The following is a 25329-nucleotide window of genomic DNA, read 5'->3' on the forward strand; positions in this document are numbered from 1 at the left end:
TATGAGATTGGTCTTTATAGGGCCGCCCGGAGTCGGCAAGGGCACGCAGGCCAAGCGCCTTCAAGAGATCACCGGTTCCAACGTATTCTCCACAGGCGATATCCTGCGCGATGCGATGGCGAACGGCACGCCTTTGGGGCTAGAGGCCAAGCGATTCGTCGAATCGGGCGAATTGGTACCGGACGAGGTCGTCAACGGTCTCATCCGAGAGACCCTCGCGCCGCTGGAGAGCGGCTTCATTCTGGACGGCTACCCTCGGACGGTTGCCCAAGGTCGCTTTCTGGAATCGCTTTTGACCGAGTTAGAAAGGCCGTTGGACGCTGTCATCGAATTCGTATTGGACGAAGAGACGCTCGTGCGACGATTGAGCGGGCGGCGCACCTGTTCTCAATGCGGGGCGATCTTCCATATCGAGGCATCGCCCAGCGCCAAGGGCGATCTCTGCGACAAATGCGGCGGCAGTCTGACGATCCGAAAGGACGACGAGCCGGAAACGATTCGTAAGCGTCTGATCGTCTATCGAGACCAAACGGCGCCTTTGGTAGGGTTTTATAAAGAGCGAGGCGCGCATCGGGCCGTATCCGCCGAAGCCTCGCCAGACCAGGTCTTTGCCAGCCTGAAGGAGACTCTCGGGCTGTGATCATCATTAAGAACGAATCGCAGATCGCCAAGATGCGGAAGGCGGGGCAGATCGTCGCGAGAGCGCTGCGAGAGTGCGCCGAGGCGATCGAGCCGGGCAAGACGACCACGCTCTCGCTGAACTATCTGGCCGAACGCATTACGCTGCAGATGGGCGGCTTCCCTGCTTTCAAAGGCTACCGCGGTTATCCGGCGTCGCTGTGCGTTTCGGTAAACGAAGAGATCGTGCACGGCATTCCCGGCCCGCGAGTGCTGGAAGAGGGCGATATCGTCGGCCTTGACATGGGCGTGGTTTACGACGGGTTGATCGGGGATGCGGCGATCACTGCGCCCGTGGGCAAGATCGACGAAGCGACGGAAAAGTTGTTGAAAGTGACTCAGCAGGCTCTGGCAGCCGGTTTGGCCATGGCGACGCCCGAGTATCGCGTGGGAGACATATCGAACGCGATCCAGCGCACGGCCGAGAGCCAGGGCTACTCGTTGGCCGAAGGTTTGCAGGGCCATGGCGTGGGAGTCAACGTTCACGAGGAGCCGAGCGTCCCCAATATAGGGCGCCCCGGCAAAGGCCCCCGGTTGCGGCCCGGCATGACGATCGCGATCGAACCGATGGTCTGCATGGGCAGGCCCCAGACCGTTTGTTTGCCAGATCAATGGACGGTCGTAACCAGAGACGGGTGTCCTTCCGCCCATTTTGAGCACACCGTGGCCATCACGGAGACAGGCTGCGAGATATTGACGATAGAGTGAGGAGCGCAAGCGAGAGGTAACGAATGGCGCGACAAGAAGACAAAGGCATCGAAGTCGAAGGCACGGTGATCGAGTGCCTGTCCAACCTGAAGTTCAAGGTCGAGTTGGACAGCGGACACACGATCATCGCCCACATGTCGGGCAGGATGAGGATGCACTACATTCGCATTCTGCCGGGCGACAAGGTCAAGATTCAGATTTCGCCTTACGATTTGTCGATGGGCCGCATCGTCTATCGATACAAATAGAAGATTCGCTCGGGTATAATCTCCAGTCCCGGGTTCGGAGCGGGCTTTTTTGCGCCGCGGCTCCGGATAGATCGAGGAGAAAACGATATGAAAGTACGAGCATCGGTGAAAAAAATGTGCGTGAAGTGCAAAATCATCAAGCGAAAGGGCGTGGTTCGGGTCATTTGCGAAAACCCGAAGCATAAGCAGCGCCAAGGCTAAGGAGGATTTGAGGATTGGCACGAATTGCTGGCGTTGATCTGCCCCGAGAGCGAAAGCTCGAGTTCGCATTGCCCGCCATATACGGCATTGGTCCCACCACCACCCGACAGATTTTAGCCGCAACCGGCATCAGCGGCGACAAGCGCGTCAAGGACCTCGCCGATACCGAGGTCGCCAAGTTGCGAGAAGAGATCGAGCGCAATTATCGAGTCGAGGGCGACTTGCGCCGAGAGATCGCGATGAACATCCGTCGCTTGATCGAAATCGGCTGCTACCGAGGCATTCGGCACCGGCGCGGCTTGCCGGTCCGGGGTCAGCGCACCCGCACCAACGCGCGCATTCGCAAGGGTCCGAAGCGCACCGTCAGCACTGGACGACGACGCAAGACCAAGTAAATCTCAGGAGACGCATTTATGGCGCGAAAGGCAAAAACCACACAAGCAAAGAAAGAGCGCAAAAACATCGTTCACGGCGTCGCTCACATTCACGCAACGTTCAACAACACGGTCGTTACCCTGTCCGATGCGAGCGGGAACGCCATCGCTTGGGCGAGCGGCGGCACAGTCGGCTTTAAGGGCACCAAGAAGGGGACGCCGTTTGCCGCTCAACTGGCCGCGGAGAACGCCGCGCGCAAAAGCATGGAGCATGGCGTGAGAAAGATCGACGTGCATGTGAAGGGGCCGGGGCCGGGGCGAGAAACGGCCATCCGAGCCTTGTCCGCAGCGGGCTTGGAGGTCATCGTGATCAAGGACGTAACGCCCGTGCCGCACAACGGATGCCGCGCTCCGAAGCGCAGGAGAGTATAAAGGATGTCGGTTATTTGGGAAGCAAAGTGCAAAATGTGCCGTCGAGCCGGCGCCAAGCTTTTTTTAAAGGGCGATCGATGCTTTAGCAAGAAGTGCTCGTTCGAGACGCGGGCTTTTCCGCCCGGACAGCACGGCCAGCGCAACAAGGATAGGAAGATCACCGAATTTGCCACACAGCTTCGAGAGAAGCAGAAGCTTCGACAGACCTATCACCTGCGCGAGGGCCAGTTCCGAGCCTATGTCGAGGAGGCGCAGAGACAGCGCGGCGTTACCGGCGAAGTTCTGGTTCAGTTGCTGGAGATGCGGCTGGACAATGTGATTCATCGGATCGGCTGGTCGCCGTCTCGCGGCCAAGCGCGACAGATGGTCGATCATCGCTTTTTCACGGTCAACGGCAAGCGGGTCAACATCCCGTCCTATGCCGTGAGGCCGGGCGACGTGATCGGCATTCATGAATCGAAAAGAAGCACCGCGCTCGCCCAGGCGAATGCGGGCAACCTGGTCGACCAGAACCAGCCCAAGTGGATCGCGATCAATCCTCAGACTTTTGAGGCGACCGTAGTTCGAACGCCCGAACCGGACGAGGTCTCGTCGGAGATCGACGTACAGAAAATCATCGAGTTCTACAGCCGATAATCGATCGGTTGCGGTCTCAAGCGTTCGGCAAGTGTTCGCCCGCGATGACCACGCCCAGGCATCGAGACTTGAGTATCTCTGCTTCGGGGATGGCCATGATGTCGCGGTCGAAGACCGTCATGTCGGCCAACATGCCTGGAGAGAGCCTGCCGCGCAAGTTTTCTTCGAACGCCGCATAGGACGCCCACATGGTAAACATCTTGAGGGCTGTCGTTCGATCGACTTTCTGCTCGGGATGCCATCCCGGGCCCGAATAGCCTTTGAGGTCCTTGCGAGCGACCGCGGCATAGAACTCAATCAACGGGTCGCCCTTTTCCACCGGCGCATCCGATCCACCGGCGATGATGGAGCCGGTCTGGAGGAACTTCTGCCATACGTAGCCGCGTCCCATTCGCTCAATGCCAATGCGACTGGGGGCGAAGTGCAGATCGCCGATAGCGTGCGACGGTTGCATGGAGGGGATGATGCCCAATCTCTTGAATCGCGGCACGTCGTCGGGATGTACGATCTGCGCGTGCTCTATTCGCCAGCGCGGGGCCGCAACTTTGCGGCGCGATCGGGGCACAGCGGCCAAGGCCTCTTCGTACCAGTCGAGAATGGTGCGGTTGGCCAAGTCGCCAATGGCATGGGTTTCGATCTGGATGCCTTTTACCAGGGCTTCCTTCAAGAGCGGCAGAGCAGTCTCCTTGCGCAACGTCAGAAAGCCGCTCGTATCGTGGTCGGCATAAGGTTCTAGCAAAGCAGCGCCCTTTGATCCTAGGGCGCCGTCGATCACTAGTTTGATCGTCCGCAAGGTGAACCTGCGGCCGGACTCGCCTATAATCGCGCCCTCCTTTAACAACCGGCCGGCCTCCGATTGTCCGCGCACCGCGTTATAGATGCGCAGTTTCATCTCTCCCTTGCGAATCATGTCGCGGACGATATCGACTTCGGCGTAGCTGTTGCCAGCGATGTGGACCTGCGTCCAGCCCAGTTCGACGCTCTTTTGCGCGCCGATCGCCAGCGCTTGGCGAGGGTCCACGCTTTCGCTTCGGACCCTTACCAGGCTCATCGCGCTGTCCAGCAACATGCCGGTCGGCTCGCCGTCCTTATCCCGCATGATCTCGCCGCCAAAGGGATTCGGAGTCGATTTCGTAACGCCGCTCAATTCCAGCGCCTTGCTGTTTGCGACTCCGCCGTGCCCATCGGCGCGCGTCAGAAAGACCGGAACGTCTCTCGAGACGGTATCCAGCTGCTGTCGCGTCGGGAACGCCGGCGGCTTCCAATGGGTTTCGATCCATCCGCGTCCGGTTACCCATTCGCCTGGCTTAGCGCGATCTATGCGCTGTTTCAGCTTCGACAAAAGCTCCTCGATACCGGACAGGCCTTCCAGATTGAGCGTCAGCTCGCGTTCGCCCACGCCGGACAGGTGGTAGTGGCTGTCGGTAAGGCCGGGCACAACCGTTGCGCCCTTCAGGTCGATCATCTGGGCGTCTCGTCCTGCTGCGCGTCGCGCGTCGTCGTTCGATCCAATTGCCAGAACGCGGTCGCCATCGACGACCACCGCCTGTACTTTTGGTCGGCGCGAATCGAGCGTGTGGACGACCCCGTTGACAAAGGCTTTCCTGGGCATGGTTATCGCTTTCCCTCTGCTTTGAAAGGTTCTGCGCCCGCGCCTCCCAATCCTGCCGGGAGGGCAGCCGTCCTATTGGACGCTCCTGGTACCCAACAGCCCCAACAGTTCGGAGAGGTTGTGGGCGGTTTTCATGCCCCCGGACAGCAGGCGGCGCCAGGTCTCGGCCGCTTTGCCCTGGCTAAAGTCGCGCTCCTCGATTTGGTCGCCGTCTATTGCGATGCAGGGCTTCCCTTGCTCCAAAGCGGAGAAGACGAGGCTTAGCGCCGAGAGATTGCCCGAGCCGAATGGGACGGGCGCGACGACGACGGCGATCGCTTTTTGGATCAGTTCGGCGGCCCGCTCAAGAGCCTTGTCCGAGTAGGGCTCAAAGGGCGTTTCGGTCGCGACCTCGAGACCGAGCGAACGCGCCGCTTCTTCATCCGTATCCATCTGATTGAGCGGTCCGAGCGTTACCTGGTATCCGGCCTCAAGCAAGGGGTAAATGTATCGCGATCCCGTTCCGCCGCCGCATATCAGATGCACTCTGGGCGCGCCGGGGTCGATTTCGGCTCGCCACTGACCGGCCAAGGGATAGACGAGCGGACGGGCGGTGATCGGATGGGCGCGCACCAGCACCGATCCGCCATAGGCCTGAGCCAAGCGCGATTCGGTCAGCACGCTCTCAGGCTCGCCGGTCTCGACAATCTGGCCCTGGTTCATCAGCGCGATGCGGTCGGCAAACTCGGATGCCAGATTCAGGTCGTGAATGGCGGCCAGCGCGCCAATGCCCTGCTCTCGGGTCCAGCGCCGAACTTTCGAGAGTATTTCCGACTGTCGGCGAAGGTCGAGACTTGCGGTCGGCTCGTCCAAAAGCAGAATCTGCGCTTGCTGGGCCAAAGCGCGAGCGAGGATCGTCAATTGGCGCTCTCCGCCGCTGAGTTGCGAGAAGGGTCTATCGCCCAGCGCTTCGATGCCTGCTTCTTGAAGGGCTCTCGATACCGCATGGGCGTTTTCTGTCGCCGTCGCATTGTGGGGATAGCGGCCCATGGCGACCATCTCGCGAACGGTGAAGCCCAAGTCGTTCGGCAACAATTGGGGCACATAAGCGACTTGCGTCGCAAAGCGTTTTGGCAGAATGTCGTCGATGGCTTGATCCCCGAATCGCACTTTGCCCGTTATGGGCTTAAGGGCGCGGGCAAGAAGCTTGATCAGGGTCGATTTGCCGCTGCCGTTGGGCCCGATCAGGGCTACAAACTCGCCTTGGTCGACCGAAACGGAAACCGAGCGAAGAACCGGCTTATCGTCGTAGCCCGCGCTCACCTCTTCGGCGCGAAGCATCGACTATCCTATCGCTATGGCTTGGCCGGATTCGAACGACTGGACAGCCGCCTCGATGATTTGAATCGCCGTCCGCGCTTCTTGAGGCTTTACCGCCAGATCTGCCGTGCCCGCTATGGCGCCGGACAGGTTGCGATAAAAATCCTTCCAATCGCCTTTGATCATCTCGACCTGCATCTCGCCGCGGACGCCGCCGAACTCGCCTTTGAGCGTCGCCGAGTCCCATTGCCCGACCAGCGCGGCCTTTTCGCCCCGAACGATCCATCGCGGCTTGCTTTGCCAAGAGACGCAGCCTACGTCCACGGTTGCGGTCGCACCGTTATCGAACTGGCACATCACGGTCGCCTGAGTTTCGGTATCGACGTTCCAGACGCGATGCTGAAGGTCGGCGAAGACTCGGACCGGGCGCGCGGGCGCCAGCAACCTTGCAATCTGATCCCAAAGATGCGCGCCCCAGTCGTACAGGTTGCCGCCTCCGTGCTTTTTCTCTCGTCTCCAGCCCATCGGCTCGCCAAACCCATTGACGGTGCTTTCGATCAAGAAGACGTTTCCCAACAGCCCGCTCTTGACCACGTTCGAGACGGTCAGATAGTCCGAATCCCAGCGGCGATTGTGAAAGACGGTCAGTATTCGGCTTGAATCTTGCGCAGCGGCGATCATTTCGTCGGCTTCGCGGAGGTTCATGCACATGGGTTTTTCGGTGGCGCAGTGCTTTCCGGCTCGCAGCGCTTGGACGGCGAGAGGCGCGTGCGTATCGTGCGGCGTAACGAGAACGACGAGGTCTATCGATGGATCGGCGAGGAGCTGCTCGTAAGTTTCGGGCGTGTTGACTTGAAGCTCGTTTCGGGCGGCCTCTCTGCGCGCTGGATCGGCATCGTAAACGGCGGTCAGATCGAGTCCTTCGACGCTGCGGATGGCCTCTGCATGGAACTTGCCCATGCTATAGGCGGCGCCATATCCGACGACGGCACAGTTTGCGCTCACGCAGCTTCCTCCCAATCCGTCAGCCGAGCGCGCATTCGGGCAACGGCTTGGGCATGAAGCTGATAAACGCGAGATTCTGAGATGCTCATGACTTGACCGATCTCTCGGAAGGTCAGGCCTTCGTAATAGTAGAGCGCGATGACGACCTTTTCTCGTTCGGGCAGGGCTTCGATCGATCCGACAAGGGATCGCAGGCGTTCTCGCTCTTCTACCTCGGCGGTCGGATCGCCGCCGGCCGAGAGACAATCGGAAATCAGCACCTGATCCTCTTCTTCGTTTTGGATCAGGATATTTTCGAGCGACATGACGTTTGCGCGCGAGCCGTCGGAGAGAATCTTGCGATAGTCTTGGACGTTCACTTCCATCTCGGCGGCGATTTCATCCTCGGTCGCCGGTCGTCCCAGGCGAGTCTCCAGAGCAAAGCATGCGCGATCGAGGGTTTTCATCTTGTCGCGCATCGAGCGCGGCACCCAGTCTTCGTTGCGCAGCATCTCTAGAACGGCGCCGCGTATGAGCGCAATGGCGAAGGTCTCAAACTTAACGTTTCGGGTGGGATCGAACTGATCGACCGCCTTAACAAGGCCAACGACGCCGGCGCTGTACACGTCGTCCCACTCGAGGCTGTTGGGCAGGTGGGCCACGACGCGACCTGCCGTGATTTTGACCAAATGCGAATATTGCTTTATGAGTTGGTCGCGCGACCGCTGGTCGCCCGCCACCTTGTACTTACGCCACGCTTCTTGAGTTGCGACAGTGCTCATTAGCGTCCTCCCCGGCCTATATGCAGACTATACTTCAACAACGGTTCTCAATTCCCTTCAACTTACTCTTGCCCAACCTCAGGCTCCTTCTTATCGACCGTTGGTTCCGGGGGGCGCGTCAGCATCACGGCCCACAGCGCGCCCGCAACCCATCCGATGCTTCCCGACACCAGCGCTCTTGCGATACAGATCGCTGGATCGACTCCTCCCATGATTCCTGCGGCCAATGCTGCGAGACAAGCCAAGCCGCCGACTATCTTAGGCGCCGCCTGCCAGTTCATTTGGATTCATGAGAGGGTTGGACGGCGACAGCGCCGTCCAACCTGTGTATCGATTAGCGATACGCCAACTCGGCAGCCTTGCGCTGATCTCGCGCATGTTGATAGAGATTGACATAGGCGTCCGCCGATGTCTTCCAACTCCAGTTCGTGGTCATTGCCCGCTGAACCAGCTTTGGCCACTTGGTTGGCGATTGGAAGGCAGTCGTAGCCCTCTTCAGCGCTTCGGTCAAGGCGGTCGGCGTAAACTCCGTAAAGGTAAAGCCGTTGCCCTTGTCGAACCGGGCGCCCGCATCGGTAACCGTATCGGCCAGACCGCCGGTCGCCCTTACGACCGGCAGCGTACCGTAGCGCATGGCGATCATTTGCCCCAAACCGCATGGTTCGAATTGCGAGGGCATCAAGAAGAGGTCTGCTCCGGCATAGATCTTTTGCGCCAGTTTCGGATCGAATCCGATGGTTGTGCAGACCTTGTTGCGGTTCTTCTTGTGCTGCGCGGTCAGGAAGCGCTCGAATGCCGGATCGCCCGTGCCCAAAATGACAAACTGGACCGGCAGCTGCAGCATCTTGGCAAAGGCGGTCTTGATGAGGCCCATGCCCTTTTGATCGGTCAAACGACCCACCATGCCGATCACGATCGCGTTAGCGTTGGGCTTCCAGCCGCAGGTCTTCTGCAGTTCGGCCTTGCACTTTTGCTTGCCGGTCATCTTCTTGGTCGAATAGGGAGCGGCGATCTGCTTGTCGGTCTCGGGGTTGTAGAGATCGGTGTCGATGCCGTTGAGGATTCCGGTCAGGCGCTCGCGAGAATTGAGCCAGGACAGTAATCCGTTTAGGCCTTCTCCAAAGGCCTCGGTCTGTATCTCGGCGGCATAGGTCGGGCTGACGGTGTTGACCATGTCGGCAAAGACGAGGCCGCCCTTCATGAAGCTGAACTGGCCGAAGAACTCTAACTGATCGGGCGCAAAGAGATGTTCCGGCAGCCCGGCCCAGTGCAGGGTTTCGTGCGGGAAGAGGCCCTGGAACGCGAGATTGTGGACGGTGAACACGGTTGCAATCTGGTCGAGGAGAGGATTCTCCAACGTCTTAAGGTAGACGGGGATAAGCCCTGTGTGCCAGTCGTTGCAGTGGACCACGCGCGGAAGCCAGTGCTCGGAATAGCGCTCGATAAAGCTGACGACCGCTCGATTGAAGAAGATGTAAGGCTCGGCGCCCGGTCGGTAGATGGTCTCGGAACTGGTGGATTCGTTGAACCACCGATTGCAACCGACCAGATAGACGGTTAGGTTGTTGTCGAGCGTTAGGGTTCGCACGTAGGCGCGCTCGGTCCAAAACGGATTGATCTGGACGTCGAACTCGAGCAGCGGAGCGATCTTGAGCGTTGCGTTGTTCTCGATCATGCCGTAGTCGGGCATGATGATTCGGACATCGTGGCCCATTGATTTCAGGGTTTTGGGCAGCGCGCTGGCTACGTCGGCAAGGCCGCCGACTTTGGCCAAGGGCGCCACCTCTGCCGAAACAAATAGGATCGGTGATGCGCTTCTTTTCGCCATTCTTTCCCTCCTTGTTGGGACGCTGGTATCGCATTAGGACGGCGGGGCCCTTTCTGCGGAGATGATGCAACGACCGCCCAGGACGGCTTGCGGCCTCTGCTTTCCCAGCAAAATTATTGGCGCTTTGGCACGTAAACTTCAGCGAACGTTTGAAATTTGCCGCACTGGGCGCCTTCTCTTCGACTTCTGGCGGTACATGGCCTGATCCGCTTCGCGGAGCAGGTCGTTTATGGACAGGGTCTCGCTCGGCTCCATCAGCGCGCCGCCAATGCTCAGCGAGAGCGCCGAGTGTCCATTGCAGAGTTCGTTGTGGAGCGCGACCTTCTCTTGGATTCTTGCGATCAGACGGTCGCGAAAGTCGCCCTCTCCCATGGCGATCACGGCAAACTCGTCGCCGCCCAGCCGAGCGATGGCATCGGACTGACGAACCGCGCCGCGCAAGATTCGGGCAATGGTGCGGATGCACCAATCGCCCTCATCGTGGCCGTGCTTGTCATTGACGGCCTTAAGGCCGTCCAGATCGATGAACAAGACCACGATCGATAGGCCGCTCCGGCGAGCGAGCGAAACCAGTTGGTCGCCCATGATCGTCAGACCTCGGCGATTGTGGAGGCCGGTCAAATCATCGATGGTGGAGAGCTGCAGCCAGGCGTTTCGATGTTTCTGTCGCTCGATGGCGGCCGATACGGTCTTGTGGAGCTGTTCAGAAGTCATGCGGCGGCGAAGCACGTAATCTTGCGCGCCGGACTGAATGGCGCGCTCGCCCAATTCATCTCTCGGCGCGAGAGCGACAACGGCTGCCGACGGATGAGTTTTGCAGAGTTCGTCGCAGGTTCGCGCGCTCTTGGGCTCGTCCGCGTCCAAACCCAAGAGAACGGCGGCGTACCTGCGCCTTTTGAGTCTCTGTACTCCTGTTTCGAGCTGCTCTACGGTATCGACTTGGTAATCGGCATCGCTCGAGGCGGACAGCCTTTGGCCGACGATCTGCGCGGCGGCAGCGTCGGCCTCGATCAGCAACAACTTTCTCTTTAAGTTCTTCATATCGATAATCCTAAAGGGGGCCCGGACAAACGGGCGCTCCCCCATAGGATTATCGGATTCTTGCCTCGTCTCTTTAGGTTTTCTTAGCGAGGCGGCTTCACAAAGATTGGATTGGTGAACGAACGCGGCTTGACGCTGGGGTAGAGGGCTGTGAAGCGCGAACCCAATGCGTCGGCAATGATCCATCCCTCGGTCGGAGGGTCGATTTCTGCGGTAATCGTCCAGTCGAGCGGACCATCGGCCTGAGGCACGGGAGACGACCAGGCTTCTTTGCCGTTGACGATCAGTTTGACCTGTTCGACCTTGATCCAACTGGCGGCGCGAACGGTGAGATCGAACGCCAGCTTTCGACCAGACGGAACGGTTCCGCCAGGCCGCACGCCGGCAATGGAGAAATCGATCATTGGACCAGCGCAGACGATCACATCGCCCGATCGGAGCGCCTCGACCAAGTTCTTTTCGTTGACTCGCCTTGGATCTTCGTGTCCAAACCGGATATAGGTCCGCGGAAATCCGGCTTCAAAGTTGTAGGCTCGATGACTATCCGTGTTGCCCATCGCCAAGAATCGCTTGCCCTGATTGAGAAAGTTGAACCAATCGGTCATCACTTGGACCAGCCCGCCGCCCATGCCGTTGAAAACCTCGATCGCGTCAAAGTTGTCCGAGAACTCTTGCGGCTTGCCGATCTCGCCGGTCTCTTTGTGCATCCCGATCCAATCGAACCAACCCATGTTGCCGCCTCGCGGATGATTGATTTGCACGATGACATCGCCGTCAAAGTTCTTTCGCGCGTCGGCGAATATCTGGGCGGCGCTCTTGTCGTACCAGGCGATCGCTCCATTGTTCGGTTCGCTGGGATCGTATCGCTGAGGATAGGCGTTGAAGTGGCCGAGGCGATTGTTCGGCGAGATTTCGGTGCCGGTGATGGCGGCAATTCGATTCTCCAATCCCAGACGTTTGACGACCGGCTTGTAATCGGTGTTGACGTCGTGATCGGTGGCGACCATGATGCTGACGCCCGCACCCGCGTAGGCCAGGACTTTATCTTCCAGCGCGTCGTTCGAATCGGGCGAGGGCATGGCATGAATGTGAAAGTCGCCGCTGAGATAGCCGGGCATTCGCGCCGATCTCGCGAGACTGGTTCGCCGCTCGATGGTTTTGCCCGGCTCGAAGGTCAGTTCGGCGGCGTCTACCTCGTACTCAAAGCCACGGCTAAAGGTTACAAGGTATTTTCCAGGCTCGACGGGAATGGTCTCGTTTCCGGTGCGGCTGAACCAGACTCGATGAAAGCGGCCAAACTGCCCTTGCTCTCCATATTTTGCGCGCTCGGAGTTGGGTATCGGCCCGCTGATACGCTCGAAGGTAACGGTACAGGGGGCCGCTTGGCTCTTCTCGTCGCCGATCTGAAAACGCAGGTTGGCGGCGGGCGGCATCGAGATTCTGAGGCGGTCGGCTGGGACTTTGGCATCGACCATAATCGGCGCTCGCCCCTCGGCAAAGGCGGCGACCTGGTAGTCGCCAGGCTTAAGCGTCAAAGAGAATGCGCCTCTATCATCGGCTTTGACGATGTTTGAAAGGGCGTCCGTATCCTTGTTTATAAAGTAGAGGCGAGCGTTTGGCGCAGCATCGCCGGATATTTTTGCGCCTCGCTCGTCGTCGCCCATCGCTGCGAGGATCGGTTCGAGCGATCCATTGGAAAGGGTCAGCGCCCAAGTAACGGTTCGAGATTCGCCAGGCTGTATGCCGGACCAAGTCGCAAGGTTCGCCTGAAAAATCTGCTCGGCGCGCATGATCTCGCCCAATTGGCCATCGACTCGATAGAAGCCGTAGCCAATTTTCTGCCCAAGGCCTGCCATCAGATTGTGCGGTCCTTTGAGCGAATCGACCAGACCGAGCATGGTCTTTGTGCCTGCGGTTCGGAATGCGTGATCCATCGCTCCAATGGGCGGGATGTAAGTTTCGATGCCGTCGCCCTGCACCAACCCCAGGTTCATCGCGTAGGTCTGCGCTCTGTCGGTCGTGTTGATCGCGCGCATTTGAACGGTCAGCGTATGGGAGTCGGGCGCTAAGGCGTAGTCGATTTCAACGCGCATCCCGATCGGAGCGCTGGGGATGTTGAGCGTTTGATCGACTATTGGAAAGCGATCATCGACCGCAAAGACCCTCAAGACAGCGGTCTGGCCCCGTCCGCCTGGATTGACGATCTCGGCTCTCTCGGCTCTGAGCGTCCGCAGATTGGGCAGCCCCTTTGCATCGGTTGCGCTGATAAAGAGCTCGCCCAGAAAATCCATATCGCTCCCCTTCTCCGGCATAACGGCATCCAAGATTCGACCGCCATAGCGAGCATATCCCGAGGCCGGGCGCGGGCGCGAAACGACAAAGACGGAACGGGAGTTTCTCAGGATGTAATCTCCCGCCTGGCCTTCGGCTTTGGGGCCGCCTGGCAGGTCCTTCTCGGTGGCGATCTTGAGTTCGGCCATTCCGTCTTGCACCTTGGGCAGCGGCTCGGTGCGGATGCGCCCGACATCGTGCCCCCATGCAACGGAAACGAGAAAGAGGGCGATAAGGATTCGAATCATGTATCAAGATTTTGCCAGGCAGGAGTTCGCTCCTGCTTTAACGAAGGGTTAAGCCGTGATCGCGGTCGTTAACTTCTCTCCCGAACCGGGTTCCGTCGAACTTCGCGAGATTGCCGAACCCACTGCGGGATTCGGCGAGGTCGTCGTCAAGGTGCGGGCGGTCGGCGTCTGCGGTTCGGATCTGCATCAGTTTCATGGGACGCATTCTTGGCCCGTCAACTATCCGGTGGCGCTAGGGCACGAGTTTGCCGGAGAGATCGTCGAACTGGGCGAAGGGGCGATCGATTGGAAAATCGGCGAGCGCGTCGCTTGCGAGACGGCGGCCTTCATTTGCGGCCATTGCGCGATGTGCCGCACCGGGCGATACAATCTCTGCCCAACCCGGCTCGGATTCGGGTACGGCACGGACGGCGCAATGACGCGGTTCGTCAGGGTTCCGACGCGAATAGTGCATAGGATCCCTCGGAACGTGCCGTTTGAAGACGCCGCCATGACCGAGCCGTGTTGCGTGGCGGCAAACGCTGTGGTCGAACTTTCGAACGTCAAACCGGGCGATACGGTCGCGGTGATCGGCACGGGTCCGATCGGCCTGCTGTGCGCTCAGATGGCCCGGCTGTTCAATCCGTCGCGATTGATCGTGATCGGCCTGGCGAGCGATGGTCCAAGGCTGGAGGCTGCCAAAGCGTGCGGCGCAACGGAAGTTTGGACGACCGATTCGATGAGCATATCGCCGATAGCGGACTTGGCGGTCGATGCGGCGGGGGCGAGCGAGTCGCTAAAGCCTGCGCTAGAATTGGTGAAGCCGGGCGGTCAGATCGTTAAGGTAGGCTGGGGGCCAGAGCCGCTGGGCTTTTCGCTCGACCCGCTTGTTCAGAAAGCGGCTAATCTGCAAGGCGCTTTCAGTCATACTTGGGCAACATGGGAGCGCGTCCTTGCCCTCATGAGCGCTCGCAAGCTGACATTGGCTCCGCTGCGGCGCTGCTTTCGGCTAACCGAGTGGCGCGAAGCGTTTGAAGCGATGGAGAGTCGACAAACGGTAAAGAGCATCTTAATACCTGATGAAGATAACGATTAGAACCGACGAGCGCGCGATCTTAGAAGAACCTCTGGCGGCCAAGCTGACGGGGCGACTGCCCGCCGAGCCGTGGATTCTGTCAGACGGCAAGGCCTCGATCCCGGCACAGAAGGACGGCGCTCTCGTTCGCTGGATTCAGCCCGCACTGGGCAAGAACTCATCGGCAACCTATGATCTGAAGACGGGCAAGGCGGCTGAGGGTTGGTCGTTCCGAGAAGACGGCGATGCAACGACCATTGAGCTTCGCGGGCAAATGGTTGCTCAACTCTGGCACAAGAACGTGCCGAAGCCGTACATCTACCCGCTCATAGGTCCCAAGGGCAAGCCGATGACGCGCAACTTTCCCATGAATCGCGTTGCGGGCGAAACGACCGATCATCCTCACCATCGCTCCATGTGGTTTACACATGGGGATGTTAACGGCCTAGATTATTGGACGGAGGGGCCCAATCGGGGCAAAATAGTAGCGCGAGCGATCGAGGAGCGCGCGCATGGCCCGGTCTTCGCGAGATTCGTTATCGTAAACGATTGGATAGGGCCAGATGGGAAGAAGGCGTGCGAAGATCGGCAGTCGTTCGCGTTCTATTGGGGCGAGCGGGGATTGACGATAGACTTCGAGACGATCGTTACAGCGTCTGAGGGGGATTTGAAGTTTGGCGACACGAAGGAGGGCAGTTTCGGGATTCGAGTTGCGAGCGCGTTGGAGGTTTCACGGCGGCAGGGCGCGGAGATGATAAACTCGAACGGCGAAAAAGATGCCGCAGTATGGGGAAAGCGCGCCGCCTGGTGCGACTATAGCGGGAAGATCGACGAGGTTGCGATGGGGATCGCGATCATGGACCATCCTGAGAGTTTTCGGCACCCGACACATTGGCATGCGCGGGACTACGGGCTGTTTGCGGTCAACCCGTTCGGCATTCACGATTTTGTGCCGGGCGCGGCACGGAACGCTGGCGATCACAAGATGGCGAAAGGCGAGACGATGCGGCTTCGGTATCGAATCTGGCTGCACGAGGGGAACGCGCAACAGGCCGGCGTTGCAGAGAGGTGGTCGCTGTTTGCCCATCCGCCGCGGATTGGCGGATGAGCCTGTACGAGGCGCTGTTAGGGCTGGGCGCGTCGCTCGGCTTCTTCACTTTGGTCTGGATCGTCAGTCTGCCTTTGCGCAATGCTAGCATCGTCGACGTTGCGTGGAGCCTGGGCGTTCTATCGCAGACTCTGCTCTATGCCAACTTGCAGGCGAATCTGACTGTAAGGCACTGGCTGCTGTTGACCTGCCTTGCTGTTTGGGGCGTGCGGCTGTCGGCTCACATTCTGGTGCGGAATTGGGGCAAAGGCGAGGATTTTCGTTACGCCGCCTGGCGCCGGCAATATGGCACAGGCTATTGGTGGATCAGTCTCTTTCAGGTTTTTTGGCTGCAGGGAGCGGTGAATTGGGTCTTGGCGCTGCCCATTCTGGTCTGTCTTTCCGATTCGAGCGGTCTGTCGGCTTTGGACGCCTTAGGGGCGATCGTGTTTGCGATTGGATTTGGTTTCGAAGCCGTAGGCGATTGGCAACTGCTCCGGTTTAAGTCGAAGCCGGAGAACAAGGGCCGCGTGATGGATCGGGGATTATGGCGATATAGCCGACATCCCAACTACTTTGGCGAGGCGACAATCTGGTGGGGAATCTGGCTGATGGCGGGACGCGGCCTACCGTGGAGCCTCGTCAGTCCCGTTATGATGACTCTTCTGCTGGTCAAGGTGTCCGGCGTCAGGATGCTGGAAAAGAGCCTGGCGGATGCAAAGCCCGGATATAGGGAATACATCCGGCGCACAAGCCCTTTTGTCCCCATGCCGCCAAAAGCCGACTGACTACTGCGTCATGAAGGTGTCGAAGTAGACCTCTAACACCGCTTCCTTGTTCTTCGTCTCTTCGTACAGAAGTTCGTTCAGCTTCTTGGTCAGCGTCTTTTTGAGCGCTTCTTTGCCTTCCTTGCTGATTAGTTCGGCTCGGTCCATGCCGGTCAGCGTCATGATGACCGTATCGGAGATGGCCGATTCTTTGTTCTTGATGGCGTCTTCTTTGACCTTCTCGTTAAGGCCGAGGGCGATGCCGACTTTGAGGTAATGGTCGTCATCAAGATTTATCACGTACTCGCTTCCTTCGCGAAGCTTAACGGTGTGCCCTAACTTCGCTTCTTCGTGCACTGTAACGTTCTTACCGCCGCCAAACAGCGTTTTGCCGGCAAAGACGCCGCCCGCAAGCCCCAATACGAGCACGATTACCACGACCATGTTCTTGCCGCCCTTCTTGGGGGCCTTCTCTTTCTCTTCTGACATGAGCCATCGCCTCCGTCCTCTTTATTCCATTATTGGCAGGATTGTTAACGAAGGGGCGCAGGATGGAGAGGCTTCGACCCCGAACTAATCGTCAGGAGAATTAGAATGAAACCCTTAGCCCTGATAGCAGCCGTCTCTCTATTTTGGACGGTCGCCGCGCAAGACGCCAAGCCGGCAACGAGCGAGGTGGACGCGCTGTTAGTCGCCATCGCGGAGATCCATTGGTTTGAAAACGTCCGACATCTGAAGCTGACGGATGTGCAGTTGGATAAGTTGATGGCCGCTAACAAGAAGGCGCGAGAGCGCGAAAACGAGCAGTTTAAGGCCGAAGCTAAGGACCTTCTCGCGCTGAAAGAAGATGTCGAAAAGGCTCGACAGCAAGCGATCGCCGGTCGCCCTGCGCCCCAAGGATTGTTGAACCGGCTGAAGGAGTTGGAAAAGAAGGCCGCCGAGGATCGAAAAGCGCTGAGGGTCAAAGCGGTGAAGGAACTGGCCACCGAACTGAGACCGATCTTCACCGATGAACAGTTTGCCGAGATGGCGCGCAAGAGCAAAGAGGTCTTGAAAGAACAGAAGTTCAACGTGGAAGGGTCAGAGGACGTTCAGCTCTATTGGTTCTATGTCGAACACGTGTTTTTGCCGGAACTCGCGGTCGAGATGATGAAGAAGCTGAAGGATCACAATTAGGGGAAGAAGCGCCCGGGCTCGAAGAGACCGCTCGGGTCGAACCTCTGTTTGATCGCTTTCATCAGTCCGGCAGCATCGCCCAACTCGGGCCAGGCTCTCACGGTGGCCTTCTTCTCTGGCGGCAACGACCAGAACATCATTTTGAGGCCCAGTTCGCTGCGCAGACTGGCCAACAGGTCTGCGGCGCCCTGATCGTCCGAATAGGCGTAGACGATGCCGCTGCCGGCATGGGCAAGGGTATCGACCGATGCTGTTTGGGCCAGTTTCTGAGCCACTTCGATCGTATCCGAGGGTCTGCATACGATTTTGGCTAAGACCGGGCTATCAGTGGGCACGACCGGTTCGTCGCCCGGTGCAAGATCGATGCCTAAGTTCTTGATCGCTTGCAGCTGCCAATCGACTTCTTCTTCGAATCCCGAAAGCGCAACAGCCAAGGTCTTGGTATTGATAACGTCGATCGCGTCCGGCTGGGCCGGGGATGATAGGATGTTGGCGATCGCCTGCTCCGGTTCATCCGTCTTGGCCACGAACCATGCTGACCTCTCTGGTCTGGGCGAGGTTTTGAGCGTAACTTCCAGAATGACGCCTAAAACGCCCCACGAGCCGCAAAAGAGGCGGTGGAGGTCGTATCCCGCGACGCTTTTGACAACCTTGGCGCCGCTTTTGATCAAGTTGCCGTTGGCGAGCGCCATGCGCATAGCCAGCAGGCGATCTCTCGGGGTTCCATGACGAAAGCGCAGCGATCCGGAGCGGCCCGTGGCGATGATGCCGCCAATGGTCCCGTTCGACGCCGGGGGATTCCATGGCAGCCAATGTCCCGCCTCGGCCAACGCCCGCTGCAGTTCTGGAAAAGCAACCGAGCACGAAACGGTTACGATCATCTCTTCCGGCTGAAAGTCTATAAGGGGCTTGAGACGATGGCCGCTGAGGGCGAAATCGTATGGGGAGAGCGAATTGCCCGCGTTGCGCATACTGCCTGATCCGAAAACCGAGCATCCCGCGCCGCTTGCAGAGGCGTGTTTGAGGGTTGCGGCCAACTCCTCTTCGTTGACTGGCGCAATGGCAAACGGGGGCGATTGGCCGCCAACCGCGAACTCGTGGGGCGAGACTCGGCCTTCCTCGCCAACCAGCGCGCGAAGGCCGATCTCAAGACTCATTCAACTAATAGCGGAACTCGCCAATGAACGCGCTGTTTTCTAAGGGACGCTGCCAAGAGAGCGCGAGTTCCTGAACGCTGCATCGATTCTGGTTGGCCAGGCCGACCGAGACCGAATCGATGGTCGCTAGCGGCTGATACCAGACTTCGTGCGGCATCGGACAACACGGCTTGGTAACTCGACTAACATCGAGAGAGACGATCTGACCCTTGTCGCCGACGCTGACTTTGACGACCTCGCCGTCGTCGGAGTATCGGACCGGCTGGTGCGAAACGACCACGCTCTTGCCCAGCACGTTGGAAAACTGGGCGCTGAGTTCCCTCCCGAAGGCCTCGTCCGCATCCGCATCGCCCGTGCGCTCAAAGTAGAGCCAACTTTTTCTGGCTGTGCCTTCGGCCAAGTTGGCGTCGGAAACTACGATGGCCGCTGCGGCTCGTCCGGCAAAGCGCCCGGTGTCGAACTTCCAGGCCAATGCGGCCTCTCGACCGGCGGTATCGTATTCGCCGTTAAAGTGGCAGGCGCCTACATAAACGCTGCACGTCCTGCTTTCCAGATAGGTGCCCTTGGTTTGAGCCATTGCGCTTGCGCAGACCAAAATCGCGGTCAGCCAGAGAGCCAGTTTCATCGTTATCACCTCTGCTCAGATTCTACCGCAACTTTTGCGCTTTGGCTGGTATATTCTTTGCGCATGGAGAGGATCATCGCGATCGACGGACCGGCGGCGTCGGGCAAGAGCACCTTGGCTAAGAACTTATCCAGAGTCTTGGGTTTCCTCTATTTGGACACTGGCGCGATGTATCGCGCGATCGCGCTGAAGGCCAAGCGATCAGGAATTGCAAGCGATGATGCGCCCTCTCTGAGCCAGATCGCCGAGACGGCGCGAATAGAGTTGACGACTGAAAACGGCAGCCAACGCGTGTTGCTGGACGGCCAAGACGTTACCGACGAGATACGCCTGCCAGAGATCTCGACTCTGGCCTCCGAAGTTTCTGTTCACAGCGGCGTTCGCCGTGCGATGGTCAGGCTACAACGACAAATGGCTCAATTGGGGCGCGGTCTTGTGTGCGAGGGCAGAGACACGACCACGGTCGTCTTTCCAAAAGCGCGGCTAAAGATATTCCTGACGGCATCGGCCCAGGCACGGGCGATGCGGCGGTGCAAGGAACTTGAAGAGCGCGGGACGCCGATCAGTTATGAAGACGCCTTGTCGCAGATCATCGAGCGAGACCGGCGAGATTCTACGCGAGCCGATTCGCCCCTTGTGAAGGCGGCAGACGCGGTTGAGATCGATACGGACGATCTGTCTATCGAAGAGGTGCTGGCCGTCGCGCTGGAGCATTGGCGGCGCCGCGATGTCGATTGAAGAGGCGCTGCGCTATCTCGCCAGTCTGAACGTTTATGGCTGGCGCATGGGCAATGCCCGTATGACCGAGTTTCTGCGCCGTGCCGGCAACCCGCAGGATCAGGTCCGCAGCTTCCACGTCGCGGGCACGAACGGCAAGGGATCGGTTACGATGATGATCGCCGAGTGCCTGCGGGCTGCGGGCTGCTCGACCGGCGCCTACTTTTCCCCTTACGTCTATCGAGTGAACGAACGGATACTGCTCGATTCTGAACCAATCTCCGACAGCGACTTGGCAAGATGGATTACAAATTTGAAGCCTATCGCCGATTCATTGAGGGACACCGAATATGGCCAGGTTACGGAATTCGAGATGAAGACGGCGGTCGCTATGTGCTGCTTTGCCGAGCACAACGTAAACTTTTCTGTGCTAGAGGTCGGTTTGGGCGGTCGCTTGGACGCGACGAATGTGATTGTGCCGCAGGCGTGCGCGATCAGTTCGATCGGCCTGGACCACATGGATCGGCTGGGTCCGACTTTGTCCGACATCGCGTACGAGAAAGCAGGCGCAATCAAGCCGGGGCGTCCTGTGGTTATTGGGCCGTGCGGGATCGAGGCCGAGACGATGATTCGGTCGGTGGCTCAGATTCGCCAGGCTCCCAGCTTCTTTGTCGGCCATGAGGTTGAGACGGAAGACGATGGCAATTCGAACGAATATGTAAAAGTTTGCTTTGACAAACATGAACTTATTGTGCGTCCTGCGATGGTGGGACGCGCCCAAAGAAGCAATGCGGCAACGGCTGCGGCGACCCTGTGGGCTAGCGGGATCGGCGTTACGGACCAGGCGATAGCTGAAGGGATCGGTAAGGCGAGATTGCCTGGGCGTTTCGAGACGGTCGGCGATCCCGTTCGCCTGATTCTGGACGGCGCGCACAATGCCCAGGCGGCGGAAGAGTTGGCAGCCAATCTGAAAGGGTATGAAGTTGTCTTTGTCGTAGGAATGAGCAAGCCGCACGATCCGGTAGGGTTTCTGGAGCCTTTGACTCGCATTTCAAGGCAGTTTGTCTTTGTCGCGGCCGATCATCCAAGAGCCTACTCGCCCGCTGAACTTCAAGCCGCTGCCAAGCAACTCTCTGTTGAAGGCCGAGTCGCCTCTTCCGTTAGGGATGGCGTCCGCTCGGCGCTCTCGGAGGGCATTGTTGTGGTTACGGGCTCATTCTACGTGGTTGGCGAGTGCGAAGAGTTTCGCAACGGGTAATATTCGATCAATCATGGCGCGATGGGAGCTGACGGCGACGATTCTTGAGCATCGTCGAGCGTCGCCCGGCCAGTTCGAACTGATGCTCCATGCCCCGCCCATCGCGGAGGTGGCTCTTCCTGGCCAGTTCGTTCAGTTGAGGGCTATGGACAGCCTCTCGCCCTATCTGCGCCGCTCTTATAGCATCTTGCGCGCCAATCCAGACAAGGGGTTGATCTCCGTTTTCTACTCTGTGCAGAGCGCCTTCACGGAATTGCTGTCGATGAAACCGGTCGGCTCGTCGGTGCGAGTTCTCGGGCCGTTGGGCAATTGGTTTCAGCCCGTTCGCGAGGCAAAGCGACATATTTTGGCCGCTGGGGGTTTTGGCGCCCCGCCCTTGTGCTATTTCGCTTCGAAGTTGGCTCCCACGCTCGGCAAAGATGATGAGTTGGTCATCCTGATCGCCGCCCGCAGTCGGGACCTGTTGGTGGGTTTGGACGAGTTTCGCGCATTGGGCGCAACGGCATTGGTGGCGACGGACGACGGCTCATCGGGCTACCGGGGCCAGGTAACGGATCTGCTGAGAGAGAATCTAACGACTGGGTCGGCGGTCTACGCTTGCGGGCCGAACGGAATGCTCCGTTCGATCGCCCGCGAGTGCATCTCGCAGAGCATTCCGTGCCAAGTCTCGATCGAATCTCCCATGCCGTGCGGTCTCGGAGTCTGCTTGGCTTGCGCGGTCAAGACGCCTTTGCCCGATGGCGGCACTTGGTACAAGCGAGCCTGCGCAGACGGTCCGATTTTTCAGGCCAACGAAATTGTTTGGGATTAAAGATAGGGGTTATCGCGCTTTTCGTCCCCGATTGTAGTCGATGGACCGTGGCCGGGATAGACGATCGCGTTGTCCGGCAGCGCCTTCATTCTCTCCAGCGATCGCATCAGTTTGTCTCGGTCGGCGCCTGGTATGTCGTATCGACCGATGCTGCCTCTAAACAGAACATCGCCCGAAAAAACGCAGGGCGGATCGCTTTCCATAACAAACGCGACATGATCGGGCGCATGGCCGGGCACGGACATGGTTCGGAAACGAAGCTCACCAATCGAGAACTCGTCCGGCTCGTTAATGAACCGGTCGGGTTCAGGCAGAGGTTCGCCAGCGGGCAGTCCGATCATGGTCGGATGAGTATGGGTTTCGTGTCCGTAAAGAAGCCATTCGTCCTTTGGGAGCCAAAAAGGCGCGCCGGTCGCTCGCTTCAGCTCGGGCACGGCCAGAACGTGATCAAAGTGCGCATGGGTCGCGATGATTGCGATGAGTTGCCGCCCTTCGATTGCGCTCAGGACTTTGGCCGCCTCGTCGCCCGGGTCGATGACGACGCATTGATTGGTCTTATCGCAAGTTACGATGTAGCAGTTCGCCTGAAGAGGGCCGAGCGGCACCGTTTGGATCAAATGCGCATCACTCCTGGCGCATTGGGCGCTAATTGGTAGATGCCCGCGGCCTTGCCTTGCAGCGCATCGGCCAATCGTTGCGGGTCTGGCGTCAGCGCGATTATCGTGCCGCCTTCGCCGCCGGCTCCGGCTAACTTGGCCGCCCAGGCGCCGCCCGCCTTTGCAGCGTCTATTAGTTCATCCAGCACTTTGCCCGACGCGCCTAAATCGCGAACGATCGCATGGTTCTCGTTCATTAGGTCGGCCATCAATTGCCAGTCGCGCTCTATCATTGCTTTCTTGGCGCGTTGCGCTAGGCTTGCGATCTCTCTCATGCCTTTGACCACCGATTCGTCGCCTCGCTCCCAGCGCGATCGAAGGTCGGAGTGTACGGCGCTGCTGTCGCGCTCGAAGCCGGTAAAGGCCAGCACAAACGGGAGTTCTTGACGGCGCGGAAGCAGTCGGTCGATCGGTTCTACGGTGGCAAACGGCTCGTTGGCGTCGGCTCGCAACGTCTCCTTGCCCCTAAAGTCCATATAATTGACGCCGCCGAAGGCGGCCATGTGATGGTCTTGATAGCCGCACACCACGCCAAGGGCGTCGGCCTCTATTCTGCGAACCTGCTCGGCCAAGTGATAGGCGCTGACCCAGCCTTCTTTCAGCGTGAGCAGACAGGCGACGACGGCCGTGAGCATCGCGGTCGAACCGGCCAAGCCTGCTTGCGCGGGCACGTCGCTTTCGGCAGAGAGTTGAAATCGAGACTTGTCGAGAGAGAACCCGGCACCGACGATAGCCGACTTGAGAAGGTCGAATCGGTCGCCGGTCAGGTTCAAATCGGTTGGAATCTGCTTTTCGTCCGAACTCTTGAGAGTCAGGCGATCGGCTGGGTCGAGGTGGCATCGAGCCCGCATGGCCAGGCCGCAAGATATGACGACGCCGCCGTACAGATCGCTGGGGTTGCCGATTATGCCCGCTCTACCGGGCGCAGAGTAACGAATCGAAGCCAAATCGCCGCCTCCCTCAAAGATGAGAGAAGTTTACTCTATGGAAAGGTTGGGAGCAGGCTGAGCCTGCTCCCGATGATTGGATCAGTTTGAACCGATACGAACAATACCGCTCGATCCTTGTCGGCGCAGCGTCATCGGACGCCACAGCGTGAACCTTTCGTTATAGTTGGCGGGCGTGATGTTGACGGAACCGCCGCCTGGAACGCAGAACGTCGCTTCGTAGACGGTATTGAACGGGTTGGCCGAAGTGCCGCGCTCGCTGCTGCCATTGTTATTGCCGCCGTCGGTTCCGGCTCCCTGAACCACATAGGTAGGATTGGCCATGTTGAACAAGTAATACTGAACGTTAACATAGGCCTCCGACAATCGGCCGTATCGAGACGTAGCACAATCGTTCGGCCCGCCAGTCAGCGTGCCCCGCACCTGCCTATTGCCGTCCATCAAGGGCGAGCCCGACGATCCCGGCGCAGTAAAGCCGACGTTGTAACTAACGCTCCACACATCGGCCAGAAAGCAGCCTTGGTTGGTGTCGCAGGTGGTAACGCCTGCCGGACAGAAGCACCGATCGTTGTCGGCCTGCAGCAACGATCCAGAGGAGAATCGCTTGAACGTTCCGCCTGGATGGTGGATGCCAAATGCGGACGATCCGCCGGACCACGATCCGCTACTGGTCCAGCCCATGTACCAGCTAGCGGCGACTTGTTCGTAGGATCCTAGCAGGTTCCAGTCGCTGCCGCTGTGGCGTTTGAGCAAGATCGCTCCCACGCTGCGGGGGCACGAGTTTGCGGCTGGCGGCGTGCCGTTGCAGGTTGTGTTCTGGAAGTTCCAGACAAAGGTCGTGTTGTTGGCCGATCCTTGGGTGCCGATGCAGTGATTGGCCGTCATCACGATAGGCGCCAGGTCGGACGGGCTTCGATTGAGGGTACCGCCCGAGCAAAAGCCGCTGACGTTGTTGCCGCTCAGAGTCGCCAACATACAGACGGCCCGAGCTTCCGTATCGCGCCAGGAGGCTTCGCAGGCTACGTCGCGATGCGTGCATCCTTGAATGCCCGCGTCTTCAAACGCTTTATCCCAATCGGGGCCGGCAAAGAAGTAGTTGATGCCATCGATAGGCGGCAATCCGGCCGGAGTCGCGCCCGGAGGCAGATAGAACTCTAGGCCGATCTGATCGCCAAAGATGATGGTCGTCCACCAAGTCTGGTCTTCGTTCATGATGGGCAGCGTGTACGGGCCAAACGAGTAGCCGCCCACTGGATCGTAGACGCGGACCACTTCGCCGTTTCGCCCCATGTCGCCCTTGAACCGCACCCTAAGCGCCTTGGCGCCTTCGGATCGAAGTTCGACCGCAGCGACAAAGCCGCCTTCCGGATGCTCGATCCAGCGCAGGCCTTTGAGAATGTCGGGCGGCGCATCGACCGCGTAGCCCGCAGGCATGAAGTCGGGCGCGTCTTGATAGCCGTGCCAATGCATGGGCGGGGTTTCCGTCTTAGGCAAGTTAAAGGGCAGCGCAGGGCTGCCCGGCATTAGCCTAGGTCCCGGGAAGCCTGCCTTCGTGACTCTATGTTGCGGAGCGCCGTCGACGGAATGTTCCTCCGACGGTTCTGGCTCTTGCGCCCAGGCATAGGCGAGGCCGACGCAGGCGGCGATCAATAGCAATCGTCTCATTGGTTTG

General features: G+C 59.0%; 28 protein-coding genes. 14 read left to right on the forward strand and 14 right to left on the reverse strand.

What is annotated here, in order from left to right:
- The first annotated feature begins 1 nt into the window (after position 1).
- The 7 genes from HUU60_08490 (at position 2) to rpsD (ending at position 3277) form a co-directional block, all read left to right on the forward strand.
- A complete protein-coding gene (locus tag HUU60_08490; protein ID NUL82742.1) occupies positions 2–640 on the forward strand; it encodes an adenylate kinase in 639 nt (212 codons plus the stop codon).
- Entirely contained in the window at positions 637–1386 is a 750-nt protein-coding gene (gene map / locus HUU60_08495) for a type I methionyl aminopeptidase (protein NUL82743.1), read from the forward strand. The genes HUU60_08490 and map overlap by 4 nt, the downstream gene beginning before the upstream one ends.
- Positions 1387–1409: 23 nt before the next feature.
- Positions 1410–1634: a translation initiation factor IF-1 gene (gene infA / locus HUU60_08500; GenBank protein NUL82744.1), complete on the forward strand. Its 225-nt coding sequence runs from the start codon at positions 1410–1412 to the stop codon at positions 1632–1634.
- An 87-nt stretch (positions 1635–1721) separates the two neighbouring features.
- On the forward strand, positions 1722–1835 hold the full coding sequence (gene rpmJ / locus HUU60_08505) for a 50S ribosomal protein L36 (protein ID NUL82745.1): 114 nt from the start codon (positions 1722–1724) through the stop codon (positions 1833–1835).
- 14 nt (positions 1836–1849) lie between these two features.
- Positions 1850–2230: a 30S ribosomal protein S13 gene (gene rpsM / locus HUU60_08510; GenBank protein ID NUL82746.1), complete on the forward strand. Its 381-nt coding sequence runs from the start codon at positions 1850–1852 to the stop codon at positions 2228–2230.
- An 18-nt stretch (positions 2231–2248) separates the two neighbouring features.
- A complete protein-coding gene (gene rpsK, locus HUU60_08515) occupies positions 2249–2641 on the forward strand; it encodes a 30S ribosomal protein S11 (protein ID NUL82747.1) in 393 nt (130 codons plus the stop codon).
- Between the two features lie 3 nt (positions 2642–2644).
- Entirely contained in the window at positions 2645–3277 is a 633-nt protein-coding gene (gene rpsD, locus HUU60_08520) for a 30S ribosomal protein S4 (protein ID NUL82748.1), read from the forward strand.
- Between the two features lie 16 nt (positions 3278–3293).
- Here rpsD and HUU60_08525 read toward each other — a convergent pair whose 3' ends face one another.
- The 8 genes from HUU60_08525 to HUU60_08560 form a co-directional block, all read right to left on the reverse strand.
- A complete protein-coding gene (locus HUU60_08525) occupies positions 3294–4889 on the reverse strand; it encodes an amidohydrolase (protein NUL82749.1) in 1596 nt (531 codons plus the stop codon).
- A gap of 72 nt (positions 4890–4961) precedes the next feature.
- The gene (locus HUU60_08530) at positions 4962–6209 is read right to left on the reverse strand and encodes an ABC transporter ATP-binding protein (GenBank protein NUL82750.1); all 1248 of its coding nucleotides are present in this window, start codon (positions 6207–6209) and stop codon (positions 4962–4964) included.
- Positions 6210–6212: 3 nt separating this feature from the next.
- Complete coding sequence (locus HUU60_08535; protein ID NUL82751.1) at positions 6213–7193, reverse strand: Gfo/Idh/MocA family oxidoreductase; 981 nt, start codon at positions 7191–7193, stop codon at positions 6213–6215.
- On the reverse strand, positions 7190–7954 hold the full coding sequence (locus HUU60_08540) for a FliA/WhiG family RNA polymerase sigma factor (GenBank protein NUL82752.1): 765 nt from the start codon (positions 7952–7954) through the stop codon (positions 7190–7192). The genes HUU60_08535 and HUU60_08540 overlap by 4 nt, the downstream gene beginning before the upstream one ends.
- Positions 7955–8016: 62 nt before the next feature.
- Entirely contained in the window at positions 8017–8199 is a 183-nt protein-coding gene (locus HUU60_08545) for a hypothetical protein (protein NUL82753.1), read from the reverse strand.
- Between the two features lie 89 nt (positions 8200–8288).
- The gene (glgA, locus tag HUU60_08550) at positions 8289–9782 is read right to left on the reverse strand and encodes a glycogen synthase GlgA (protein ID NUL82754.1); all 1494 of its coding nucleotides are present in this window, start codon (positions 9780–9782) and stop codon (positions 8289–8291) included.
- A 138-nt stretch (positions 9783–9920) separates the two neighbouring features.
- Positions 9921–10823 (reverse strand): diguanylate cyclase, encoded by a 903-nt coding sequence (locus HUU60_08555; protein ID NUL82755.1) that lies wholly within the window; start codon positions 10821–10823, stop codon positions 9921–9923.
- Between the two features lie 83 nt (positions 10824–10906).
- Positions 10907–13402, reverse strand: a complete 2496-nt coding sequence (locus HUU60_08560) for a CehA/McbA family metallohydrolase (GenBank protein ID NUL82756.1) — start codon at positions 13400–13402, stop codon at positions 10907–10909.
- Between the two features lie 55 nt (positions 13403–13457).
- Between HUU60_08560 and HUU60_08565 the strand changes: the two genes are divergently transcribed.
- Genes HUU60_08565 through HUU60_08575 form a run of 3 tightly spaced genes read left to right on the forward strand, consistent with a single transcriptional unit; the run spans position 13458 to position 16331 of the window.
- Entirely contained in the window at positions 13458–14477 is a 1020-nt protein-coding gene (locus HUU60_08565; GenBank protein ID NUL82757.1) for a zinc-binding dehydrogenase, read from the forward strand.
- Complete coding sequence (locus tag HUU60_08570) at positions 14461–15564, forward strand: PmoA family protein (protein ID NUL82758.1); 1104 nt, start codon at positions 14461–14463, stop codon at positions 15562–15564. Before HUU60_08565 ends, HUU60_08570 begins: the two co-directional genes overlap by 17 nt.
- Entirely contained in the window at positions 15561–16331 is a 771-nt protein-coding gene (locus HUU60_08575) for a DUF1295 domain-containing protein (GenBank protein NUL82759.1), read from the forward strand. Before HUU60_08570 ends, HUU60_08575 begins: the two co-directional genes overlap by 4 nt.
- Here HUU60_08575 and HUU60_08580 read toward each other — a convergent pair whose 3' ends face one another.
- Positions 16332–16799: a flagellar basal body-associated FliL family protein gene (locus HUU60_08580; protein NUL82760.1), complete on the reverse strand. Its 468-nt coding sequence runs from the start codon at positions 16797–16799 to the stop codon at positions 16332–16334.
- A gap of 105 nt (positions 16800–16904) precedes the next feature.
- Here HUU60_08580 and HUU60_08585 point away from each other — a divergent pair, with 105 nt between their 5' ends.
- Positions 16905–17486, forward strand: coding sequence for a hypothetical protein (locus HUU60_08585; protein ID NUL82761.1), 582 nt, complete (start codon positions 16905–16907; stop codon positions 17484–17486).
- Here the strand turns inward: HUU60_08585 and HUU60_08590 are convergent.
- Together HUU60_08590 and HUU60_08595 are read right to left on the reverse strand one after the other, a co-directional pair.
- Positions 17483–18643: an FAD-binding oxidoreductase gene (locus HUU60_08590; GenBank protein ID NUL82762.1), complete on the reverse strand. Its 1161-nt coding sequence runs from the start codon at positions 18641–18643 to the stop codon at positions 17483–17485. The two genes, HUU60_08585 and HUU60_08590, sit on opposite strands and share 4 nt — an antisense overlap.
- A gap of 4 nt (positions 18644–18647) precedes the next feature.
- A complete protein-coding gene (locus HUU60_08595; GenBank protein ID NUL82763.1) occupies positions 18648–19277 on the reverse strand; it encodes a hypothetical protein in 630 nt (209 codons plus the stop codon).
- Between the two features lie 54 nt (positions 19278–19331).
- On the opposite strand from HUU60_08595, the gene HUU60_08600 reads away from it, so the two are divergent.
- The 3 genes from HUU60_08600 to HUU60_08610 are packed head-to-tail and all read left to right on the forward strand — an operon-like array spanning position 19332 to position 22054.
- Positions 19332–20006: a (d)CMP kinase gene (locus HUU60_08600; GenBank protein NUL82764.1), complete on the forward strand. Its 675-nt coding sequence runs from the start codon at positions 19332–19334 to the stop codon at positions 20004–20006.
- Complete coding sequence (locus tag HUU60_08605; GenBank protein NUL82765.1) at positions 19996–21243, forward strand: bifunctional folylpolyglutamate synthase/dihydrofolate synthase; 1248 nt, start codon at positions 19996–19998, stop codon at positions 21241–21243. Before HUU60_08600 ends, HUU60_08605 begins: the two co-directional genes overlap by 11 nt.
- Before the next feature lie 13 nt (positions 21244–21256).
- A complete protein-coding gene (locus tag HUU60_08610) occupies positions 21257–22054 on the forward strand; it encodes a dihydroorotate dehydrogenase electron transfer subunit (GenBank protein ID NUL82766.1) in 798 nt (265 codons plus the stop codon).
- Here HUU60_08610 and HUU60_08615 read toward each other — a convergent pair.
- The 3 genes from HUU60_08615 to HUU60_08625 form a co-directional block, all read right to left on the reverse strand.
- Positions 22051–22671, reverse strand: coding sequence for an MBL fold metallo-hydrolase (locus HUU60_08615; protein ID NUL82767.1), 621 nt, complete (start codon positions 22669–22671; stop codon positions 22051–22053). The genes HUU60_08610 and HUU60_08615 overlap by 4 nt on opposite strands.
- On the reverse strand, positions 22668–23657 hold the full coding sequence (locus HUU60_08620) for a hypothetical protein (GenBank protein ID NUL82768.1): 990 nt from the start codon (positions 23655–23657) through the stop codon (positions 22668–22670). Before HUU60_08620 ends, HUU60_08615 begins: the two co-directional genes overlap by 4 nt.
- Before the next feature lie 81 nt (positions 23658–23738).
- A complete protein-coding gene (locus HUU60_08625; protein NUL82769.1) occupies positions 23739–25322 on the reverse strand; it encodes a hypothetical protein in 1584 nt (527 codons plus the stop codon).
- Positions 25323–25329: the final 7 nt, after the last annotated feature.

The organism is Armatimonadota bacterium, assembly GCA_013359125.1.
Classification (GTDB): Bacteria; Armatimonadota; Fimbriimonadia; order Fimbriimonadales; family GBS-DC; genus JABWCR01.

Bases quoted from the DNA above. Each gene is read 5' to 3' on its own strand.
- HUU60_08560 (NUL82756.1), bottom strand. From the start codon at position 13,402: ATGATTCGAATCCTTATCGCCCTCTTTCTCGTTTCCGTTGCATGGGGG.
- HUU60_08600 (NUL82764.1), top strand. From the start codon at position 19,332: ATGGAGAGGATCATCGCGATCGACGGACCGGCGGCGTCGGGCAAGAGC.
- HUU60_08555 (NUL82755.1), bottom strand. From the start codon at position 10,823: ATGAAGAACTTAAAGAGAAAGTTGTTGCTGATCGAGGCCGACGCTGCC.
- rpmJ (NUL82745.1), top strand. From the start codon at position 1,722: ATGAAAGTACGAGCATCGGTGAAAAAAATGTGCGTGAAGTGCAAAATC.
- HUU60_08605 (NUL82765.1), top strand. From the start codon at position 19,996: ATGTCGATTGAAGAGGCGCTGCGCTATCTCGCCAGTCTGAACGTTTAT.
- HUU60_08585 (NUL82761.1), top strand. From the start codon at position 16,905: ATGAAACCCTTAGCCCTGATAGCAGCCGTCTCTCTATTTTGGACGGTC.
- HUU60_08625 (NUL82769.1), bottom strand. From the start codon at position 25,322: ATGAGACGATTGCTATTGATCGCCGCCTGCGTCGGCCTCGCCTATGCC.
- HUU60_08610 (NUL82766.1), top strand. From the start codon at position 21,257: ATGGCGCGATGGGAGCTGACGGCGACGATTCTTGAGCATCGTCGAGCG.
- HUU60_08490 (NUL82742.1), top strand. From the start codon at position 2: ATGAGATTGGTCTTTATAGGGCCGCCCGGAGTCGGCAAGGGCACGCAG.
- glgA (NUL82754.1), bottom strand. From the start codon at position 9,782: ATGGCGAAAAGAAGCGCATCACCGATCCTATTTGTTTCGGCAGAGGTG.
- rpsK (NUL82747.1), top strand. From the start codon at position 2,249: ATGGCGCGAAAGGCAAAAACCACACAAGCAAAGAAAGAGCGCAAAAAC.
- HUU60_08580 (NUL82760.1), bottom strand. From the start codon at position 16,799: ATGTCAGAAGAGAAAGAGAAGGCCCCCAAGAAGGGCGGCAAGAACATG.
- HUU60_08590 (NUL82762.1), bottom strand. From the start codon at position 18,643: ATGAGTCTTGAGATCGGCCTTCGCGCGCTGGTTGGCGAGGAAGGCCGA.
- HUU60_08575 (NUL82759.1), top strand. From the start codon at position 15,561: ATGAGCCTGTACGAGGCGCTGTTAGGGCTGGGCGCGTCGCTCGGCTTC.
- infA (NUL82744.1), top strand. From the start codon at position 1,410: ATGGCGCGACAAGAAGACAAAGGCATCGAAGTCGAAGGCACGGTGATC.
- HUU60_08570 (NUL82758.1), top strand. From the start codon at position 14,461: ATGAAGATAACGATTAGAACCGACGAGCGCGCGATCTTAGAAGAACCT.
- HUU60_08540 (NUL82752.1), bottom strand. From the start codon at position 7,954: ATGAGCACTGTCGCAACTCAAGAAGCGTGGCGTAAGTACAAGGTGGCG.
- rpsD (NUL82748.1), top strand. From the start codon at position 2,645: ATGTCGGTTATTTGGGAAGCAAAGTGCAAAATGTGCCGTCGAGCCGGC.
- HUU60_08525 (NUL82749.1), bottom strand. From the start codon at position 4,889: ATGCCCAGGAAAGCCTTTGTCAACGGGGTCGTCCACACGCTCGATTCG.
- HUU60_08530 (NUL82750.1), bottom strand. From the start codon at position 6,209: ATGCTTCGCGCCGAAGAGGTGAGCGCGGGCTACGACGATAAGCCGGTT.